5 protein-coding genes are annotated in these 5087 nt (G+C 69.5%); all 5 read right to left on the bottom strand.

What is annotated here, in order from left to right; genetic code table 11:
• Nucleotides 1-200: 200 nt before the first annotated feature.
• On the bottom strand, nucleotides 201-1637 hold the full coding sequence (gene argH, locus K789_RS0112530) for an argininosuccinate lyase (RefSeq protein ID WP_024367048.1): 1437 nt from the start codon (nucleotides 1635-1637) through the stop codon (nucleotides 201-203).
• Between the two features lie 5 nt (nucleotides 1638-1642).
• A complete protein-coding gene (locus tag K789_RS0112525; RefSeq protein ID WP_024367047.1) occupies nucleotides 1643-2848 on the bottom strand; it encodes an argininosuccinate synthase in 1206 nt (401 codons plus the stop codon).
• A gap of 125 nt (nucleotides 2849-2973) precedes the next feature.
• Entirely contained in the window at nucleotides 2974-3507 is a 534-nt protein-coding gene (locus K789_RS0112520; protein WP_024367046.1) for an arginine repressor, read from the bottom strand.
• Complete coding sequence (argF, locus tag K789_RS0112515) at nucleotides 3507-4508, bottom strand: ornithine carbamoyltransferase (RefSeq protein ID WP_416352801.1); 1002 nt, start codon at nucleotides 4506-4508, stop codon at nucleotides 3507-3509. Before argF ends, K789_RS0112520 begins: the two co-directional genes overlap by 1 nt.
• Nucleotides 4505-5087, bottom strand: a 583-nt coding sequence (locus K789_RS0112510; protein ID WP_024367044.1) for an aminotransferase class III-fold pyridoxal phosphate-dependent enzyme, incomplete at its 5' end; no start/stop codon positions are given. The genes argF and K789_RS0112510, both read right to left, overlap by 4 nt.

Raw genomic sequence — 5087 nt, 5'->3', positions numbered from 1 at the left:
GGGATCCGCGGGGGCGCCGGCCGGGTCGAAGTCCGGGAGCAGGTCGGGGAAATCGGGCAGGCCACGCAGCAACTGGCGGAAAGTTTCGCTCATGCACCCACCTTAAGCGCCGCGAGTTGGCACCTCGCGGCAGTGTTTGCGAAAAACATTGCCGCGAAGTGCCAACTCAGGGGCGCCCTCGCGGGGGCGCGGGGGTGTCGCTAGCCCGCGTACCCGCGGACTCCGGCGAGTTCGCCGTCGAGGGCCAGCAGCTGGCGCTCGACGGCGGCCGGTGCGGTGCCGCCCTGGGAGTTCCGGCTGTTCAGCGAGCCTTCAGTGGACAGGACCGTGCGCACCTCCGGCGTCAGGTGCTCCGAGATGGCGGCGTATTCCTCGTCCGTCAGGTCCCAGAGTTCGACGCCGCGGCTTTCAGCCTGCTTGACGGCGGCACCGGAGAGCTCATGCGCCTCGCGGAACGGGACACCCTGCCGGACCAGCCATTCGGCGATGTCCGTGGCCAGCGCGAAACCCTGCGGAGCCAGGGACTCCATCCGTTCGGTGTTGAACGTCAGCGTCGCGATCATGCCGGAGACGGCCGGAAGCAGGACTTCCAGGGTGTCGGCGGCATCGAAGACCGGTTCCTTGTCCTCCTGCAGGTCGCGGTTGTACGCGAGCGGCAGGCCCTTGAGCGTGGCCAGGAGCCCGGTCAGGTTGCCGATCAGCCGGCCGGCCTTGCCGCGGGCCAGTTCCGCCACGTCCGGGTTCTTCTTCTGCGGCATGATCGAGGAGCCCGTGGAGTAGGAATCGTGCAGGGTCACGAAGGAGAACTCCTTGGTGGCCCAGAGGATGACTTCCTCCGAGACCCGGGACAGGTCCACGCCGATCATGGCCGTGATCCACGCGAACTCGGCGAAGACGTCGCGGGAGGCGGTGCCGTCGATCGAGTTGTGCGTGGCGGAGAAGAAGCCCAGTTCCGCGGCCACGGCCTCCGGGTCCAGGCCCAGCGAGGAGCCCGCGAGGGCTCCGGAGCCGTAGGGCGAGACGCCGGCACGCTTGTCCCAGTCCTGAAGCCGCTGCACATCGCGCAGCAGCGCCCAGGCGTGGGCCAGCAGGTGGTGGCTGAGCAGGACCGGCTGGGCGTGCTGCAGGTGCGTGCGGCCGGGCATGGCGACGCCCTGGTGCGCCTTGGCCTGGCCCACGAGGGCGTCAATCGTGGCGAGCACGCCGCGGGCGATGATCCGGGCGTGGTCGCGCAGGAACATCCGCCCCAGCGTCGCCACCTGGTCGTTGCGGGACCGGCCGGCGCGGAGCTTGCCGCCGAGCTGGGTCCCGGCTCGCTCGATGAGCCCGCGTTCCAGCGAACCGTGCACATCCTCGTCCGACTCCGCCGGCGTGTACGCGCCGGAGGCGACGTCCGCATCCAGCCGGGCCAGGGCGTCGAGCATGCCCTCAAGCTCGGCGTCGTCGAGCAATCCGGCCTTGTGCAGCACACGCGCGTGTGCCTTGGACCCGGCGATGTCGTAGCGGGCCAGCCGCCAGTCAAAGTGCGTGGACTTGCTCAGCGCGGCGAGGGCATCCGCGGGGCCGCCGGCGAACCGGCCGCCCCACAGCGCACCTGTGTTCGTCGCCTCGGACTTGGTGGTTTCCTGCTCAGCCACAGAGGCTACTTTCCTGCGACGCGGATGTCGCGGCCGGAGGCAACCTTGGCGGACATGCCCCACAGCTCGATGAAGCCCCGGGCCATCGACTGGTCGAACGTGTCGCCGGTGTCGTAGGTGGCGAGGTCGAAGTCGTAGAGCGAGGTCTCGGAGCGGCGTCCGTTGACGATCGCCTGGCCGCCGTGCAGGACCATGCGGATGTCGCCGGTGACGTAGCGCTGGGTGTCCTCGATGAAGGCGTCGAGGGAGCGCTTGAGCGGGGAGAACCACTGGCCGTCGTAGACCAGTTCTGACCAGCGCTGGCCGACCGTGGCCTTGAAGCGGGCCTGCTCGCGTTCGATCGTGATGTCTTCGAGGTGCTTGTGCGCGGTGATGAGCGCCATGGCCCCCGGCGCCTCGTAGATTTCGCGGGACTTGATGCCGACGAGGCGGTCCTCGACGACGTCGATCCGGCCGACGCCCTGGGCACCGGCGCGGCGGTTGAGTTCCTTGATGGCCTGCAGCGGGGTGACCTTGACGCCGTCGATCGCGACCGGGACGCCGGCCTCGAAGGAGATGGTGACCTCATCGGGCGCCGGCGGGAACTCCGGGGTCGCGGTGTAGTCGTAGATGTCCTTCGTGGGGGCGTTCCAGATGTCCTCGAGGTAACCGGTTTCGACAGCGCGGCCCCAGACGTTCTGGTCGATCGAGTACGGGTTCTTCTTGGTGGTCTCGATCGGCAGTCCCTTTTCCTCGGCGAAGGCGATGGCCTTGTCGCGGGTCAGGGCGAGGTCGCGGACCGGTGCGATGCACTTCAGGTCCGGGCCGAGGGTCTGGATGCCGACTTCGAAACGGACCTGGTCGTTGCCCTTGCCCGTGCAGCCGTGGGCCACGGTGGTGGCGCCGAATTCGCGGGCGGCCTTGACCAGGTGCTTGACGATCACCGGGCGGGAGATCGCGGAGACCAGCGGATAGTGACCCTGGTAGAGGGCGTTGGCCTTCAGCGTGGGCATGCAGTACTCGTTGGCGAACTCGTCGGACGCGTCGGCCACGTAGGCTTCGACGGCGCCGCAGCCCAGGGCGCGCTGGCGGATCGTCTCCAGCGACTCGCCGCCCTGTCCGACGTCGACCGCCACGGCGATGACCTCGGCCCCGGTGGCTTCACCGATCCAGCCGATGGCTACGGAAGTATCCAGGCCACCGGAGTAGGCCAAAACAATACGCTCAGTCACTTCAAATGCTCCTTAGTTGTTTGGGGAAAATCAGTCGTGCGGGAAAAATTCCGGGTAAAGCTTCTCTTGTGAAAGCCTGTCACATCCCTGTGGCGGGCCCAATCTTCACAAGGTCCTTGGGGCCGTCAGCTGGTGCCGGCCTCTTCGGCCAGCTGCAGGAACCGGGCGGCCACGTCAGCCCCGCCGAGGGGGTCCCGGGTGACCAGCAGCACGGTGTCGTCCCCGGCGATGGTGCCGAGGATGGACGGCATCACGGAGTGGTCGATCGCCAGGGCCAGGAAGTTGGCCGCGCCGGGAGGCGTCCGGAGCACCGCGATGTTCGCGGACGCTTCGGCGGTGACCAGCAGTTCCCCGCAGAGCCGGGCCAGCCTCGCGTCGAGGATCTCCTGGGTGACGCCGCTCTTGGCCGCGCGCTCCCCGCCCTCCCCCGGCACCGCGTAGACGAGGACGCCTTCCTTCCCGCGGACCCGGACCGCGCCGAGCTCCACGAGGTCCCGGGACAGCGTGGCCTGGGTGACCTGGACTCCGTCGTCGGCGAGCAGCGCCGCCAGTTCCGCCTGTGAGCGGACCGACTCACCGGTGAGGATCGTGGTGATGCGCGCCTGCCGGGCCGTCTTGGTGGCCGGGCTGGCCCCCGGGGAGGCAGGCTGGACGGACACTATCCGAGTCCTTCGACCACGGCGAGCCCGGAGCGGTGCATCAGCCAGGCCATGAGGGCCTTCTGGGCGTGCAGCCGGTTCTCGGCCTCGTCCCAGACGATGGACTGCGGGCCGTCGATCACGGCCGCGGCGATCTCGTAGCCGCGGTAGGCGGGCAGGCAGTGGAGCACGACGGCGTCCGGCGCTGCGAGCTTCATCGCCGCTTCGTCCACGGCGTAGCCGCGGAACAGCTGCAGCCGGGCTTCCTTTTCGTCTTCCTGGCCCATGGAGACCCAGGTGTCGGTGGCGACGACGTCGGCGCCGAGCAGGGCCTCGGCGGCGTCCACCGTAACGAGCACAGAGCCGCCGGTCTCCGCTGCCCGGTCCTCGGCCGCTGCGATGATCTCCGGGGACGGCAGGTAGCCGNCCGGGCCGGCGACGCGGACGTGCATGCCCGCGGTGACGCCGGCCAGCAGGTAGGAGTTGGCCATGTTGTTGGCGGAGTCGCCGAGATAGGTCATGGTGAGGCCCGCCAGGTCACCCTTGTGTTCCCTGATGGTGAGCAGGTCGGCGAGGAGTTGGCAGGGGTGGTAGTCATCGCACAGGGCATTGATGACCGGCACGCGGGAGTTCCTGGCCATGGCGACGAGCCCGGAGTGGGCTCCGGTGCGCCACACGATGGTGGACACCATGCGCTCCAGGACCCTGGCGGTATCCTCGACGGATTCCTTGTGCCCGATCTGCGCCTCGCCCGGGTTGATGATGAGCGCGTTGCCGCCCATGTCGGCCACGCCCGTGGCGAAGGACACGCGCGTCCGGGTGGAGGTCTTGTCGAAGATCACGGCGACGGTCTTGCGGCCGCTGCCCTCCGCGGCGAAAGGCTGCACGCTGTAGGGGGCGGCCTTCATCCGGACGGCGAGGTCCAAGACCTCGGCCTGCTCGGCCGGGGTGAGGTCGGTGTCCTTGAGGAAGTGGCGGACCTGGCTGGTCGAAGTCACGGTCGAAATGTCGGTCGTGTTCACTGGGCGTCCTTTGCGGTCCGGAGGAGTGCGGGCACTGCCGCGAGGAAGCGGTCGGCCTGTTCGGTGGTGAGGATCAGCGGCGGCGCGAGGCGGATCGTGTGCGGGCCGGGGCTGTTGACGATGAAGCCCGCCTCAAGGCCGGCGGTCACAACTGCGGGGGCGACGTCGGCGTCGAGGTCGAAGCCGACCAGGAGCCCTTCGCCGCGTACTTCGGTGACGCCGTCGATCGTGGCGAGGCCGGCGCGCAGGTGGTCGCCCACCTCCCGGACGTTGGCCAGCACGTGCTGGTTCTCCAGAACGTGCAGGGTGGCCAGGGCCGCCGCGGTGGCCACCGGGTTGCCGCCGAACGTCGTCCCGTGCTGGCCGGCGGTCAGCAGCGAGGACGTTTCCGGGCCGAACGTGACGAGGGCGCCGATCGGGAAGCCGCCGCCGAGGCCCTTGGCGAGGGTGACGGCGTCGGGCACAATCCCGGCGTCCCCGCTCGCGAGCCACTTGCCGGTCCGGCCGATGCCGGTCTGGACCTCGTCGAGGATCAGCAGGGCGCCGGCGGCGCTCGTGGCCTCGCGGGCGGCCACCAGG

This window comes from Arthrobacter sp. TB 26 (assembly GCF_000427315.1).
Lineage (GTDB): Bacteria > Actinomycetota > Actinomycetes > Actinomycetales > Micrococcaceae > Arthrobacter.
This window is presented reverse-complemented; position numbering and strand designations above follow the sequence as displayed.